The organism is Saccharopolyspora antiqui, assembly GCF_052246905.1.
Lineage (GTDB): Bacteria > Actinomycetota > Actinomycetes > Mycobacteriales > Pseudonocardiaceae > Saccharopolyspora.
On sequence record NZ_JBQQBO010000015.1, the window covers coordinates 103,649 to 118,252 of the forward strand.

A 14,604-nucleotide genomic window follows, 5' to 3' on the forward strand; every position below is an offset into this window, starting at 1 on the left:
CAGAGCGGGATCAACGTGCCGATCTCGCCCGCACGAGGTTGCGTGGCGGTTGTCCAGCCACGAGCCGGTTGATGTTGTCCGCGATGACGGCGTAGCGCCGGTGCGGGAGCTGGTGGGTCCAGGCGCTGGAATGCGGGGTGCACCACGCGTTGGGCAGATCCCAGAACGGTTGCGTCGCGGGGGCGACGACGTCGTTGGACGAGGCCGGGTAGCGGTACCAGACGTCGAGGATCGCGCCGCCGATGCGTTTTTCGCGCAGCGCCGCGTAGAGGGCGTCCTCGTTGATGATCGGGGCGCGGGAGATGTTGACCAGCACCGCGTGCGACGGCATCGCGGCGAGCGCGGCGGCGTCGATGAGACCGGTCGTTTCCGGGGTCAGGGGGCAGGCGACGACCACGTAGTCGCTGCGCGCCAACAACTCGGGCAGCGATCCGGTGGGCAGTAGCTCGGTCACGTCGTCGGGTCTGGCGAAGTCGTCGACGGCGGCGACTCGGACACCGAAGGCCGCCGCACGGGCGGCGATCGCGCGGCCGATGCGTCCGTAGCCGATGATGCCGAGCGTTTTTCCGTGGATCTCGCCGTGCGGGGTGCGGTGTCGGTACTGTTCCGGCCAGTCGGCCGACGTGAACGATGCCTGCATCGTCGCGGCCCGGATTTCCCATTCGAGGAGCCGGGCGAGGACGAACTCGGCGATCGGGATCTCGTGCTCGAAGACGTTGGCCACCATGGTTTCGGGGTGCAGGGCCGCGAGGTCGACCCCGTCGAGTCCGGCGCCTGGCACGTGCAGCAGCCGAAACGGCGGCACGTCGCGATCTTCGCGCGACCAGCGCAGCGTGATCACGACGTCGTCGGGTTCGATTTCGGTGTCGTGGCTGGCCGAGTTGGCGGTTTCGCGGGGCCACGAAACGATCCGATGTGGACTGTCCAAGCCGGAGCGCAGTTCGTCCTCGTGCTCGGCGGCTTCGCCGATCATGATGATCTTCATGACCGGCCTCCTGGCCGGGCTCCGCGCGTCGCCGCGTCCAAAATGGACTCGACGACGTCCTTGGTCACCGGGGCGGGGTTGCCCGCGAGGCGCGGGTCGTCGTGGTCCTCGGCGGTAGTAGCGATTTCGACGGCGCGTTCGAGGTCGCCGGGTCCGAGTCCGGCGTCGGTCAGGTTCACCGGCAGCCCGGCGTCGGCGGCGAGGTCCCAGATGGCGCCGGGGAGATCCGGCGTGCCCATCGCGTCGGCGATGCGACCGAGCTGTTCGGGCGCGCGGCGCACGAGGTGGTCGGTGACGTAGGGCAGCACGACCGCGTGTGCGACCCCGTGCTCGACGCCGAAGCTGCCGCCCAGCATGTGCGCGATCGCGTGCTGGAGCGCGAAACCGCCGGTGAGCGCCGCGCCGCCGAGGTAGGCGCCGTAGAGCAGTTCGTTGCGCACCTCCAGGTCGTCCGGGGCGGCTGACAGCCGGGGCAGTGCGTTCGCGACGACGCGGGCGCCCTCGACCGCGGCCGGGACGAGCAGCGGGCTGATGGAGGGCAGGTAGACCGAGTCGACGCAGTGCGCCAGCGCGTTGAGCGCGCTCGCGGCGCTGATCGGCAGCGGGAGCTGCTGGGACAGTTCGGCGTCGTAGACCACTGTGGACGGTCGCATGGCGAGGCTTTCGTGCATGCGCTTGATGCCGTCGATGGTCATGCCGCAGAACCCGGTCATCTCCGAGCCCGAGTACGTGGTGGGCACCGCGATGATCGGCAGGCCGGACTCGTAGGCGATGCCCTTGCACAGTCCGGTCGCCGCGCCGCCGCCCACCGCGACGAGGCAGTCGGCACCGGCGCTGGCGGCCTTGTCGCGGCCGCGCCGGGCCAGCTCGATCGGCACCTGGGAGATCGCCTCGGGCAGCAGGCCCGCGCAGCGGTCCCCGATCTGCGCGGCGATCCGGTTGCCGAGCGCGACCCGGCCCGGTGTCGTGACCACTAGGGCGCGCTGGGCGCCCAGCCGCTCCACCTCGTCGCGCAGGCCAGCCGCGCTGCCCGGACCGAACACGACGCGCGGTGGGGTCGCGTTGTGCACGCCGCCCGGGTAGTCGAAGGTCCGCATCACCAGTCCACCACCGTTCCGTCGGCGAGCACGGCGGAACCGCTGTGCGGCACCTCGGGTTGGTAGGGGTGCTTCGCGGCCTCCCGTTCGTCGACCTCCACGCCGAGTCCAGGTTCGGTGGGCACCTGCCAGTGACCGTCGACCCGGCGCATGGGCGTGCGGACGACGTCGTCGTACCAGCTCACGGCGCCGCTCATCTCTTCCTGGATGAGGAAATTCGGCGTGCTGACGTCGAAGTGCAGCGCCGCCGCACCAGCGATCGGCCCGTTCGGGTTGTGCGGCGCGATCCCGACCAGCTCGGTGTCCGCGACTGCCGCGATGCGCTTGCCTTCCAGCAGACCGCCGGTGTGGTTGAGGTCCGGCTGCGCCACGTGCACGGCCTTCGCCGCGAGCACCGGCAGGAACTCGCGCAGGCCGACCAGCCGTTCGCCGGCGGCGATCGGCGTCCGGGCGCGGCGGGTGATCTCGCGCAGCGCCTCGGTGTTGCCCGGTTGCACCGGTTCCTCGCAGAACAACGGGTCGTACGGCGCCAGCACGTCGATGTACTGCAGGGCGGCGGCGATCGACGCTGTCCTCCCGTGGAAGTCGATCATGATGTCGACGTCCGGTCCCACCGTGTCGCGCAGCGCGGCCATCAGCTTGTCGACGTGCCGACGTTCGGCGGCGACGGTCAGGTGGTGGCCGTACGGGATGAGCACGACCTTCAGCGCGTCGTAGCCCTGCTCGACCACGGCAGCGGCCTTCTCCCGCGCCTGTCCGATGTCGACGGTGTCGTAGACCGAGCGCATGTCGCCCAGGCCCAGATGCGTGTAGACCCGCACCGAGTCGCGGACCCGGCCGCCCAGCAGTCGCCAGACCGGCTGGCCGAGCGACTTGCCGAGGATGTCCCACAGGGCGTGCTCGATGCCGCTGATCGCGGTCGCGCCGATGATGCCCAGCTGGTAGTAGCTGTGCTTGGTCATGATCCGCACCAGCTGCTCGATGTCCCGGGGGTCCCGGCCGACGATCATGCTCGATAGGTCCTCGATCGCGCCGAGCACCGCGCGGGTCTTCCAGTTGAGGCTGGCCTCGCCCCAGCCGTGCAGCCCGTCGGTGTCGGTGCGGACCTTGACGAGGATCCAGTTGCGCATTTCCGCATTGACTACGGTCGTCTCGACCGCGGTGATGCGGATCGGGAGACCCTCGGGCACGGACATCCGGGCGACTCCTTCGTGACGTGGTGGGCTCACGCTAGGAGTCGCGCGTCGATTACGTCCAATTTCTTGTTCGCATGTATTGATTCGGTGTGATTATCAGACGAGCATCGGGGGAGTGGACCGATCCTCGCTCGAATGTTTCGTCGCCTTGGCCGAGGAGTTGCACTTCCACCGCGCCGCGGAGCGCTGTCACATCAGCCAGCCCGCGATGAGCCAGCAGATCCGCAAACTCGAACGGCAGCTCGGACTGAGGTTGGCGCACCGGACGAAGCGGACTGTGTCGCTGACCCCGGCGGGCGAGGTGTTCGCGGTGGAGGCGCGCAAGACGCTGCGCCAGATGGACGTCGCCGCCGAGCTGGCCTTGCGCACCGCGCGCGGGGAGATCGGCCAGCTGACCGTCGGCGTGACCTCGCCCGCGCTCTACGTGGTCTTCCCCGAGGTCGCCGCCCGATTCCGGGAGCGGCTGCCCAAGGTCGGGCTGGTGGTCCGCGAGCTGACCACCGCCGAACAGGAGCGTGCCCTGATGCACGGCGACATCGACGTGGGTCTCGTGCACCCGCCGTTGGAGGAGTCGGCACTGGCCACTGAGCAGATCGGCCGCACGGCGTTCCAACTCGCGCTCCCGGACGGACACGAGCTCGCCGAACGGGACGAGGTTCGGTTGAGCGACCTGGAGGGCGAACCCGTGGTGATCTTCCCCCGGCAGATCGCGCCGCACCTCTACGACACCGTTCTCCTGCTGTGCCAGAACGCTGGGTTCAGCCTCAAAATCGCCATGGAGGCGCATCCGGCGCAGTCGATCATCGGGCTCGTCGCGTCCGGGGTCGGACTCGGCTTCATCGCGTCGCGAACCCAGCGGCTGGCCCGCGACGGCGTGCAATACCGGCCGATCAGCGGTCCCCGGCCGTACCTGAGCATCGGCGTGGCGTACCACGCTGACAGCAGCGCCCCGGCCACGCGCGCCTTCGTGGCCGCCGCCCATGTGGCTGGCCGGGACATGCAGTAGCTACCCGCCGAGCTCAGCCTCGCCCGCCACCCTGGCCAACCTGCGGGCAGGTTCGGCCAGGGTGCGCCGCCTGCCGGTCAGTCCAGTTTCAGGACGGGTTTGCGCAGGTCGAGCCAGGTGGCGAAATCGAGGATTCGTTCGAGCCCGGACCGCTGCGCGTTGGTGATTCCGGAGATGGTCGCGGTGCTGGCGGCCTTGACCGCGTCCCGGTCGTAGAAGTCCAGGACCTGGTGGTCGCTGTGGAGGAGGTCGTGGACGTGCCCTTGGATGGCGGCCAGGTAGTCGGGGTCGAAACTGCCCGGGTAGCCGCTCTTCTTCCGGTTGGCCACCGATTCCGGCAGCACGTCGCGCGTGGCGCCGCGCAGGATGCTCTTCTCCCGGCCATCGTAGGTCTTCAGCGACCAGGGTGTGTTGAACACGTACTGCACGAGCCGGTGATCGCAGAACGGCACCCGCACCTCCAGACCGACTGCCATCGACATGCGGTCCTTGCGATCGAGCAGGCTCTGCACCATCCGGGTCAGGTGCAGGTAGCACACTTCGCGCATCCGCCGTTCGAGCCCGGTTTCGGAGTCCTTGTGCGGCACTTCGCGCAGCGCCTGCCGGTAATGGTCGGCCTTGTAGGTGTCCAGGTCCAGTTTCGCGGTGAGCTCCGCGTTCAGCAGTCCGGTGGTGTTGATGGGTGAGCGCGAGTTCGCCAGCCACGGGAAGGTATCCGCGTTGCGCTGGACGTCGTCGTGGAACCAGGGATAGCCGCCGAAGACCTCGTCCGCGGACTCCCCGGACAACGCCACTGTGGACTTCCCCCGGATCGCCTTGAACAGCAGGTACAGCGAGTTGTCCCGGTCTCCCATGCCGACCGGGATGTCGCGGGCGCCCACTGCGGCGGCCCGCACGGCCGGATCGGCCATCGCGGCACCGTCCAGCACGATGTCCTCGTGCTCGCAGACGATGTGCTCGGCGACCGCGTGCACGTAGGGGGTGTCCTGGGTTGGCGCGATGTCCTCGGCCCGGAAGTTCTCGGCCTGGTTGGGGAAGTCCACGGCGAAGCTGCGCACCACCTCGCCCTGCTCCTGCAATTGCCCGGCGGCCAGGGCGGTCATGGCCGAGGAATCCAGCCCGCCCGACAACAGCGTGCACCGCGGCACGTCGGCGACCAGCTGCCGCCGGACGATGTCGTCGAGCAGCTCACGCACGTGCGCCACGGTGGCCTGCTGGTCGTCGGTGTGCTCGCTGACCTCAAGTTTCCAGTAGCACGTTTCGCGCAGGCCGTTGCGGTCGACCACGGCCAGATGGCCAGGACGCAGCTCGCGCATGCCCTCCCAGATCGCGTGGCCGGGCGTCTTGGCGAACGCGAAGACTTCCCGCAGCCCGTCGAGCCCGACCACCTGCTCGGCGAGCGGGTTGGCCAGGATCGCCTTCGGCTCGGAGCCGAACAGCACCCCGTCCCCGGTCTCGTAGTAGTAGAACGGCTTGATCCCCATCCGGTCCCGGATCATCACCAGCTTGTCGCTGCGCGTGTCCCAGATGGCGAAGGCGTACATGCCGTTCAGCCGCTCGACGAGTGCCTCGCCCCACTCCACGTACCCGCGCAGCACCACCTCGGTGTCCGAATCGGTGTCGAACCGGACACCACGCCGCCGCAACTCATCGCGCAGCTCGGTGAAGTTGTACGCCTCGCCGGAGTAGACCATCGCGACCGCGCCGTCCGGCGTGTCCACCACCATCGGCTGAGCGCCACCGGGCAGGTCGATCACCGCGAGCCGACGGTGCCCGAGCGCGGCGTGCCGCGCATACCAGGTGCCCGACGCGTCCGGCCCGCGGCAGGACATGGTCTCGGTCATCGCGTCCACCTCGGCCTGCTGCGTGGTCAGGTCGCGACGGAACGAAACCCACCCGGCGATGCCGCACATTGTTACCACCCCATCACTAAAAAATGTTTTCTATGCTAACTAACTTTCAGCCTAGGCTTCTCGGCTGCGGCCGCCACCCGGCAGACGAGTGACCGACCCGATGCGGCCGGTGACCTACCTCACTTGGCCCGTCGGATATGTGCGAGGTGGGCGAAAGTGCCTGAAACCGCAGGTCAGTGCCGATGGGTGGGTATCCGGGCGACGCGGCGGAGGACATCGGCGAGGCGTTCGCGGTGTTCGTGCGAGGTTTCGGGAGCGTCCAAATGGTCGCGAGGTAGTCCCGAAGGTCCGTGCCACCAGCCTCTTCGAGTTGGCGGGGATCCAGCTACTGGGTGGACCAGATGAGGATCGCGCACTGTCAGGAGGCAGTTGCCGCCCGCCTAGCTGGCGAGTATCTCAACCAAACGGGGTCGATCTCGACGGCGAGCAGGAACGGGATTCGCCAGCCGACTTCTCCGCGATTAGCCCTTAGGTTTGTAGGCTGCGTGGAGCGCCGATGCGACGGCCGGGTTCCTTACCCCGCGTCCCATGTATGCGTTTTGGGTCATAGCACGGTTGGCGTGCCCGAGCTGGTCAGCAATTTCGCGGGCGGTCTGCCCGGACATGTCCAGGATTGTGGTGACAGTTTTGCGTCCGACATGCGTGGTGAAGTCGGGGTACTCGATCCGCTCACGCATACGGCGCACCGACCGCTGCATGTTGCTGGGGTGGCGCCAGCCAAGTGCCGGACGGGAACACGGGCTCGCTTTCGTGGGCGTCGAGCGGTTTGCGCACTAACGGCAGCGTTTACAGGTAGTCAGGGAGTCCGATGACGCGGTTGGCCCTGAATGTCTTGCGGCCGTCGTGTCCGCGGTAATTGGTCATGGCACGCCAGCCGTCGATCTTCGCGCCTGCAGGGATCAATGCCTGGACCCACTTGCCGTCGACTCGGCCGTAGGTACGGATCGCACCCCAGGTGCCGAGGGGGGGAGCGGAGGGCGAGCCGTGATCATCTCCCAAATCCATGGATTTTACATAGACGATCTACGGTAGCCCAGCAACGGCAGGTCAACTCCACATGTGCTGACCTGCCTTGATAAGTGCCCCCGGTCGGGTTCGAACAGCATCTACACGAAACAACTCCCGCTGCCGTGAGCTGCACGTTTCCGCCACCGTTGGCGTTGTTCGCAACCGCCGCCGTTCAGGCGGTGGTTCCCGAATGAACCCGAACGAACTTATCGAGGGTCTAACCGCCTTGCAGGCTGATGACCTAGCTTGCGTGGTGTGCGAGGCGAACTACCTCCACGTCCGGGTTGCGGCAGTGCCCGTTGGGCGCTCGGTAACTCGTTCCCAGGTGCACGCCTGTGTCGGGCGGTGTGCCGAGTTGGCCACGGCCGATTTGCGGCAGGAACGCAGGCAATACGGGTGGACTCAAGTTCTTCAATATCTACATCCCTTGCAAGAAATCTAGTTTCGACTGATGACTGCAAACGTTGAAGCCATCATTCATATAATGTAGAATGATCTTCATCCCACCGAGGGACACCTGAAAAGCAGAAACATTTGCAGGAATACCGTCGATCCCATTTAAAAGAAACGGAGACGGTGTGCTATTACTTGACAACCTCACATTGCAGGGTGCATTTCGGATACTATCGCCCGAGTGCTACCGCTCGCGACTAAGCGACAAACAGAAAGAATTGTCGCAGAACAAATGGGACTATCAATTCAACGCGCATCTTCAGAACACGGTCGACATCACGTGTCTGGCCCAACTCGTCCAAGCTGTCGTATTGCACGAGCAGATCGGCCTGAGTCCAAATCTGCTCGATAGCTGGTATCCAGCCGAAAATGGCTCGACACATGTAGATCTCGACCCGTGTGAGATACCGGAGGAATTGGACGGCCTCGCCAACATCGTCAAAATTCTCGACAACAACGAACAACGGTCAAAGTATCTATTGGTGGAAAGCGCGGCCCGCGCTACTGATGATGCAAATAGTGACTCATTTTGCTCCTATCTGCAACTTCTGGAGAACGAAGCCGCTCTGGGCACATTCCTTGGAATCAGCAATTCATATTTTGGAACAGGATTCTCTGACCGCGATCTGTTTAAGGATCTCGACGCGCACGACTACAGTGGGCTGGCGCGAGCACATGCAGATCAGGCTGCGAAGCTCAAACCGAAGACAAAGGATCTCTTGACTGGACCGTTCACTGTGTCTGGCCTCTATAAAAAGTGTCAACAAATGAAACGTGATAATCGTGAGGCAAACGCGCATTTAGCGTTGGCTGCCAGCTACAATGACATCTTCAAAAAGATTCGCCATTGGGAGGAATGCGCATCGCTAGAAGAGGGCCCGTTTGCAAAACTCGAACCGGCAAACGATCCCAGCTATTACTATTCCAAGAAATACGCTGCGGTCGACGTGGTGAAAAACGCTGCGGCGACATACTACTACTGCGACCTGGCTAACCTGCACTCCGCATCGTACATGCCCCATCCATTAAGGGCGGCACTTGCAGTTTTTGACGGGATTGTCGACCCGTCCTCGGGCGGCGTCTTCGAATGGGGCGAGACGCCTGTCATGAGCAGGACACAGCTGGAGCAAGTTATGAATTACCTTCGGTATACTCGACTTTCCAAACTACGCCCCGGCAACATTCTCGATACCGACAAGACAGCACAGCTTGACACACGTCAGTATTATTTTGACGCACCGATTCCTTTGATGCTTTCGGTGATCCTAGAAGAGGCAACCTCTCCTGCAGATTTGATCGAGAAAGCAATCATTCTCCGCGAATCCAAGGCAGCTACAAAGCTGCGGAAATGGTTCGGCGAGCTTGAAGAATGCGCTCACCAGCGACGTCTTTCTAGCCGTGATCTCGAACGGCGCCAGAACGCCCTTCGCGATGCGCTGCAACGCTGGTTCGAGGATTTTTCGGCAGGCCATGAAATAACCTTCGGTGTCAATGCCGGCATCGTCTCCCTACAGCAGAGATTTCGACTTCCTGAATGTGATTGGCCGATTTCGAGATCATTCAGGCTTCGACTTATCTATGATGTTGCCAGCGTAGGGCTGGCGACCTATCGTCTTGCCCCATTACTATCGCGAGTATTTGGTAACGATCTCGCTCGATCATGGACAATAGCGCAGGATACGTTCAACCGAATTAATCCTCAAAGCACGATAACGCTGCTAGAGGTACCGAAGAATGACCAAAATTTACGGCACACATGATGTGCTCTCCGGTAGCCGCTGGCTGCGCAACCTCGCGGATGTGCCGGGCATGTCAGCTCCTTCAGCGCGATCGACGCGCTGGGCCATCCCAATACCTCCGGCTAGACCACGTGACGGCAAGTCCGCGACGGCCACACCCTGCCCGACCTCGGTCCCACAACACGACGCGCTACAACACGGCATGCTGACCTTGCCCTGGTGCCGAACGACCCGTTCGGCACCGCCACCCAGAAAGATCGCCGGGGCCGTCGCTGTTCCTTGCGCATGCAGGAAGACTCCGAATGCGCCTACGCGTACTGCCAAATACCCCACGGCCACGGTCCGATTCCTATAACATCCTGACGTGACTTATGTTGTCGTCCTAGGTGAGCGCGAACTCCAGAGTATCGACGAGAAACTGGAAATCGAGCTTCGGCTTACGAAAGCTCTGCCATCGTCGATTCATGCACCAGACGCGTCTCCGCAGCTTGCCTTGGTATGTTCCCGATCGAAGGCTACCCCTCACTCTAGGTCGCCCAGCTCCGATGATTCGACCCCGCACAGACTCGTTTGGCTCGGCATGGTCATGCGTCCTGGGGGCAACAGTGTGGGAGCCGTTGACAAGAGCATCACGATTGATCCACTTCGCCGCTGCAAGGAAGCCGTGCCGCTCGACGGCAGTCACGGACTACTGAAGGCACTAGGCGAATACCATTCGAACGCGTTTAACGATGCGTTGAGAGGCAATTCGACCACAATACTTTCTCGCGGAACCAGCGACGCTTTCGTCGACGTAGTACGTCGTACTTACCCATCGCTGGGTAATCTCATGGAATGGCTCTTAGCTATGGCCGAACCCAGCCCTCTTGACAGCAACAGCATCGAGGACCGTTCATGGCAGGAACAACAAGATAGCCTCGGCACACTGTTTCGAGCGGCGAAATTTCCCGTCTCAGCAATCGCCGCATGGAAACGGCCTCCAGACCGCAACGCCCCCTATTTGGCTGGACTCATTCCAGAACCCGTAGAACACGCCCTGATCGATCACGATACCCGCACGACCGGAGAATTTACTCATTTTTTCGGCGATTTTCTCAATTCCGCAGTGAGTCGCTGCGATATCCAGGAATTTTTTGATGATAACGGGCGACGACTTGAGGTAGCCAATATCAACGCAACACCTGTCGAGAGCCGACTCGGCGCGGACATGATCTATTATCATGAGGCCACCAAGAGCTTCGTTTTAGTCCAGTACAAGCGCATTTCGTCAGATTTCAAAAATATTCATGTTGATTCTCGCCTGCTCGACCAGATGGACCGCCTAGATGAAGTTGCAAGACTCAGCCGAGAACCGCAAACACCGAGCGACTGGAGGCTCAGCAGGGATTCTTGCTTCCTAAAGCTGGCACGCTGGCCAAATAATAGACCTAACGATCCGAGACTACCCGCAGAGGGCATGTATTTGCCCGTCTCGTACGCCCGCATGCTTCTTAATGATGAATGCACGCGCGGCCCTCGAAATGGAAGGATACTGGGCTACGAAACGGTCGAGCGGTACCTCGTGACGACACAGTTTACTGAGCTTGTACAGCATGGCCTCGCCGGGACTGTTGGAACTACGGTGGAGCAGCTTCGCGAACTCGTAGTCAATCGTGCACTGGAGGGCTACTCTGTTACAGCTGGCATCGAGCACGCTACAGAGACCGAGCGGGAGCGCCAAAATCGAGTGAGAGCACGCGGAAAAAGCAAGAAGAAAGGCAAACGAACCGCGCGCCGTGCTTGATTGACATCCGGGGCGCCTAAGCACGATGACGCCTGTAAGCACCTGTCCCATCCGAGTTCGAGGGTGATCGCATTTGACCTACACGTCGGAGAGCTTCTTCGACAGTATCCTGGTCGAATGCGAACTTGACACGCTTGCCCCGCCAGGAAAGCAGACCGAGCCAGTCGCCTCGACCCTCAAAGCTCGCCTCGTTGAGCATGGCGGTCAGCCGAGTCCTGTCATTCCACCGACTGAACCGAGCAGCGACGAGCCGGGACGTGACCCACATCACCAAAATTTCGAGTTTTCCCAGTTCATACATGCAAGAGAACCAAGGGGTGTTTTGTAACGAACTTCTGCGACGTTTTTGCCGAGTCAGGAACAACTGAGCCACACTCGCCGCTGTCGCGTCAACTGATGGAGGCCCTCATGGCACGTAAACCAACACGAGCAACGCAGCTTGATCCCGACCTGATTGGCGCCGTGCTAGAGCATATGACGGCGGTCGACCAAGTGATCGTGGTCAGTTCAGCGGTGTGTGGCCTTAGCGACATCGCCGTAGCGCGGCTCACGCCGGAGGCGTCCTGGCGCTACGACCACCGCAACATCCCGAAGCCCGGACGCCGCATCAGGCACGCGCACGAACGCTACTGGCGGAAAGTCCGAGAGTTGCAAGGTTTCGACGACCTCGACCGGCCTCTGTTCACCCTCGACGCTCGGGCCTACTACACGTCGTCGCATGTGCGGCAGCTCTGCGCACTTTACAGAATCGGGCCGAACCAGACACGTCAATGCGCCGCCCCTGGATGCGATGAGACTTGGCCGGAGTGGTGGAACTTCACGGGCGGACAACCTCGGCGGACATGCTCCAACGCCTGCCGCCAACGGCTATATCGGCGCAGGAAGGTGGGTTCAGCGATTGCGGGTATGCTCTGGCAGTACCTTGAGATCCGATGACGCGACGCCTTGCTGCTATTTGAGCAAAGACTAAACGAACTCTCATGTTCAAGCGGAAGCTGCAGCAGATGTGAACCGCAGGGCACGCAAGGGCAACGGTAAAACCGCGCCAACCCGGAAAGCGAATGGGTGTGGAGCCCCGAACCGGTCCACGAACCGCTAGTAAGTTTGGAAATCTTCGTCCAAGATCAGTAGATCGCCGAAAAGCGCGAGCGCTCGCGCAGCGTACCGGTGGCATCCAAGCTCTACAGAGCAAACGTGTGTATCGCTTGCGAAGCTATATCTTTTGCACGCTATGCGGCCGGCGAATATTCGGCAACACGGTCGGGCGCAACTCGTATTACATTTGCCGCCCGAAGAAAGAATGGCGCCCCGAGGGACACCCGAGTCTCTTCCGCGTTCGTGAAGATCGTGCTGGTGGGCCGGTTGCTGACCGGTTCGCAGATGTTCGCGTGTGTCGGTCGCTGTAGTGAAGCGGTTGGAGCCGATCCGACGATGGGCCGCCGCGCGGGCGGTGGTCGCTGATGAGTACCACGGCGACGAACGATCTGGTGGCGACGGATCCGAACGAGAGAAGTGCGAAGATCCCGGTCAAGGTCGTTGAGAGCGAGGAAGCTGAGACGCATCCGTGCGGCTCAGCGCCTTACCTGCTTGCGCGCTGGCCCGCGGACATGGGGGATATTGGCGAACTCGAGCGTGGTGTTAAGCGACCGTAGGGTGCGGTCGAGCCGCAGCAGGCTTACCTGCGAGAGCGTGAACAACTGCTGCGGGTCCCAGGAGCGTCCCGCGATGGCGAGCACGACCTTGGAAGGCTGCGCATCGGGGCGGCCCGGCGAGAGTTTCTGGATCTTCTCGTTGAGCTGACGAGCCGCGTCGGGTTCATCCCGCAACGCTTCGGCGGACACCGCCGCCTGAGTGTAGAGATGGCTCGCGGCCGTTGCCGCGCCCAGCCACTTGATGTGTACGAGTTCGTCGTTCGGTCCCACAACGTCGCAAAGCTCGAACTTCGGGTGGAAGGGAGTGTGCGCGAAGTTCCGGTCGAGACACAGGTAGCCGTCGCGCTCGGCGACCTGATGGCAGTAGCTGTGCTCGTCACCGCGTTCACCCCCGCGGTTCCACACTGGGAACGTGAGGGTCGTGTTATTCCGCGTGAGCAACTTTTCGACTTGGTCCCGGATCCGTTCGACGTACTCTTCGCCGATGCGGAACCATTCCCCCTGGAAATAGCAGTATCGGACGTGGTCGATTGTTGTCTCGAAGACGATCCACCGGCGCAGCGACGTCGACGCGCCGATCTCCTCTGCGCCGGCGTCGTCGGCACAGGGCACGACCCGCGCGGTGCGGAGACGATGGAGCCGCACGTCTGCGGGCATGCCGCGGAATTGCTCGGAGAGCACATCGAGCTCCGTGCTCGGTTCCAGGACCAGCGCGCCGCTACCGCCGAGGCTTTTCACCTTGAACGACCACGCTTCCTCGGCTGCGCGGAGTTCGTTGGCGGGCCACGCGATTCCGAGCGGGTGGTGTTCGGCTCCGTTGGCGAGCGCCTCCGCCAGGCGTCCTTCGAGCCGAGGTCGTTCGAGGTCACGGGATTTAACACGCCGGACCAGGTGCGCGAACCGCAGCGAGGAGTCGTCGTCAGGCTCATCGACGATCTTGGTGATGGTGTTCAGGTCGGTCAACAGAGCCGTGCCGAAGCGGGGAAGTGGAGCCTTGAGGTTGTCGCCGGCTTCGATCTGAGGGGCCCTTCCGGTTTCCGCACCGTAAGTGAGGTCGTTGAGATCGGCGGGGCCTTTGAAGCGGCTGACGAACTCGCCGTAAGGCTCCATTCCGAAGGAACCGACGTCGCCTCCGCCAGGGATCGAGGTCTGGGTCGTCCGCGCGGTGATGTCCATCGCGGAGCGAGACACCGTGCGCAGGTGCGCCGGATCGAGCCGCCGGATGCCGAAGAGAAGCCCGAAGTTCTGCTCGACAACCTCGGCGTCGAGCAAACGATGTCCGTGACCCCAGATCAGCGCGTAGGTCCAGGGTGGCAACGGGACGAGCAGCACGCCGAAGGGTTGCGAACTCGGGAGGCGCACCGGCACTCCGGTGAGCGAGTTGACGTGTGCGGCCCAGGACGGCTTTTCGGAGTGAATCCGTCCCATGACCAGTCGGCACGTGACCTCGTCGAGCTGGACTTCGTGCTCTTCGAGGCCGTCCGCGGACGACGAATCGAGCAGGCAGTCGGCAAGGTCCAGGTCCCCGTCGAGGCGGTAGAGCGAGACCGTGCTGCACGAGGTGCGTCGTGGCATGGGTTTTCCCTTCGGGTTGGAGGGGCAGCTGGGCGCCCGTGCTGGAGCCCCAGGGTGTGCGGGCTTGAAGAGCGGGAGACGGCGCGTGATCGCGCCGACCTATGAAAGCATCAAAATCACACCATGAAGTGAAAGCAGTGTCAAACACGCTTTCGCAACTAGGCGGTGGTGTAGCATTCGGTCCATGCGACGGATCT

General features: G+C 63.0%; 10 protein-coding genes. 4 read left to right on the forward strand and 6 right to left on the reverse strand.

Annotated elements, in window-relative coordinates:
- Positions 1-10: 10 nt before the first annotated feature.
- From ACTWQN_RS23175 to dgoD, 3 genes are read right to left on the reverse strand one after another with little or no spacing between them, the layout of a single operon-like run.
- On the reverse strand, positions 11-985 hold the full coding sequence (locus tag ACTWQN_RS23175; RefSeq protein ID WP_443205645.1) for an NAD(P)-dependent oxidoreductase: 975 nt from the start codon (positions 983-985) through the stop codon (positions 11-13).
- Positions 982-2,082, reverse strand: coding sequence for a maleylacetate reductase (locus tag ACTWQN_RS23180; protein WP_443205646.1), 1,101 nt, complete (start codon positions 2,080-2,082; stop codon positions 982-984). The genes ACTWQN_RS23175 and ACTWQN_RS23180 overlap by 4 nt, the downstream gene beginning before the upstream one ends.
- Positions 2,082-3,278 carry a galactonate dehydratase gene (gene dgoD / locus ACTWQN_RS23185; protein ID WP_443205647.1) on the reverse strand — a complete coding sequence of 399 codons (1,197 nt, stop codon included), beginning with the start codon at positions 3,276-3,278 and terminating at the stop codon, positions 2,082-2,084. The genes ACTWQN_RS23180 and dgoD overlap by 1 nt, the downstream gene beginning before the upstream one ends.
- 115 nt (positions 3,279-3,393) lie before the next feature.
- Between dgoD and ACTWQN_RS23190 the strand changes: the two genes are divergently transcribed.
- Positions 3,394-4,284 (forward strand): LysR family transcriptional regulator, encoded by an 891-nt coding sequence (locus ACTWQN_RS23190; protein WP_443205648.1) that lies wholly within the window; start codon positions 3,394-3,396, stop codon positions 4,282-4,284.
- A 77-nt stretch (positions 4,285-4,361) separates the two neighbouring features.
- On the opposite strand, the gene asnB is transcribed toward ACTWQN_RS23190, so the two are convergent.
- Both asnB and ACTWQN_RS23200 read right to left on the reverse strand, forming a co-directional pair.
- Positions 4,362-6,197 carry an asparagine synthase (glutamine-hydrolyzing) gene (asnB, locus tag ACTWQN_RS23195; protein WP_443205649.1) on the reverse strand — a complete coding sequence of 612 codons (1,836 nt, stop codon included), beginning with the start codon at positions 6,195-6,197 and terminating at the stop codon, positions 4,362-4,364.
- Positions 6,198-6,658: 461 nt separating this feature from the next.
- Positions 6,659-6,895, reverse strand: a complete 237-nt coding sequence (locus tag ACTWQN_RS23200; RefSeq protein WP_443205650.1) for a tyrosine-type recombinase/integrase — start codon at positions 6,893-6,895, stop codon at positions 6,659-6,661.
- Positions 6,896-7,876: 981 nt separating this feature from the next.
- On the opposite strand from ACTWQN_RS23200, the gene ACTWQN_RS23205 reads away from it, so the two are divergent.
- The 3 genes from ACTWQN_RS23205 (at position 7,877) to ACTWQN_RS23215 (ending at position 12,116) form a co-directional block, all read left to right on the forward strand.
- Positions 7,877-9,418 carry a hypothetical protein gene (locus ACTWQN_RS23205; protein WP_443205651.1) on the forward strand — a complete coding sequence of 514 codons (1,542 nt, stop codon included), beginning with the start codon at positions 7,877-7,879 and terminating at the stop codon, positions 9,416-9,418.
- Between the two features lie 343 nt (positions 9,419-9,761).
- Positions 9,762-11,180: a hypothetical protein gene (locus ACTWQN_RS23210; RefSeq protein ID WP_443205652.1), complete on the forward strand. Its 1,419-nt coding sequence runs from the start codon at positions 9,762-9,764 to the stop codon at positions 11,178-11,180.
- Positions 11,181-11,588: 408 nt separating this feature from the next.
- A complete protein-coding gene (locus tag ACTWQN_RS23215) occupies positions 11,589-12,116 on the forward strand; it encodes a hypothetical protein (RefSeq protein WP_443205653.1) in 528 nt (175 codons plus the stop codon).
- A 635-nt stretch (positions 12,117-12,751) separates the two neighbouring features.
- On the opposite strand, the gene ACTWQN_RS23220 is transcribed toward ACTWQN_RS23215, so the two are convergent.
- Positions 12,752-14,407 carry a TIGR04141 family sporadically distributed protein gene (locus tag ACTWQN_RS23220; protein ID WP_443205654.1) on the reverse strand — a complete coding sequence of 552 codons (1,656 nt, stop codon included), beginning with the start codon at positions 14,405-14,407 and terminating at the stop codon, positions 12,752-12,754.
- Positions 14,408-14,604 lie beyond the last annotated feature (197 nt).

What these genes read in the sequence shown, in the direction of transcription:
- dgoD (WP_443205647.1), bottom strand. Translation starts at nt 3,278, where the DNA reads ATGTCCGTGCCCGAGGGTCTCCCGATCCGCATCACCGCGGTCGAGACG.
- asnB (WP_443205649.1), bottom strand. Translation starts at nt 6,197, where the DNA reads ATGTGCGGCATCGCCGGGTGGGTTTCGTTCCGTCGCGACCTGACCACG.
- ACTWQN_RS23220 (WP_443205654.1), bottom strand. Translation starts at nt 14,407, where the DNA reads ATGCCACGACGCACCTCGTGCAGCACGGTCTCGCTCTACCGCCTCGAC.
- ACTWQN_RS23175 (WP_443205645.1), bottom strand. Translation starts at nt 985, where the DNA reads ATGAAGATCATCATGATCGGCGAAGCCGCCGAGCACGAGGACGAACTG.
- ACTWQN_RS23200 (WP_443205650.1), bottom strand. Translation starts at nt 6,895, where the DNA reads ATGCAGCGGTCGGTGCGCCGTATGCGTGAGCGGATCGAGTACCCCGAC.
- ACTWQN_RS23215 (WP_443205653.1), top strand. Translation starts at nt 11,589, where the DNA reads ATGGCACGTAAACCAACACGAGCAACGCAGCTTGATCCCGACCTGATT.
- ACTWQN_RS23180 (WP_443205646.1), bottom strand. Translation starts at nt 2,082, where the DNA reads ATGCGGACCTTCGACTACCCGGGCGGCGTGCACAACGCGACCCCACCG.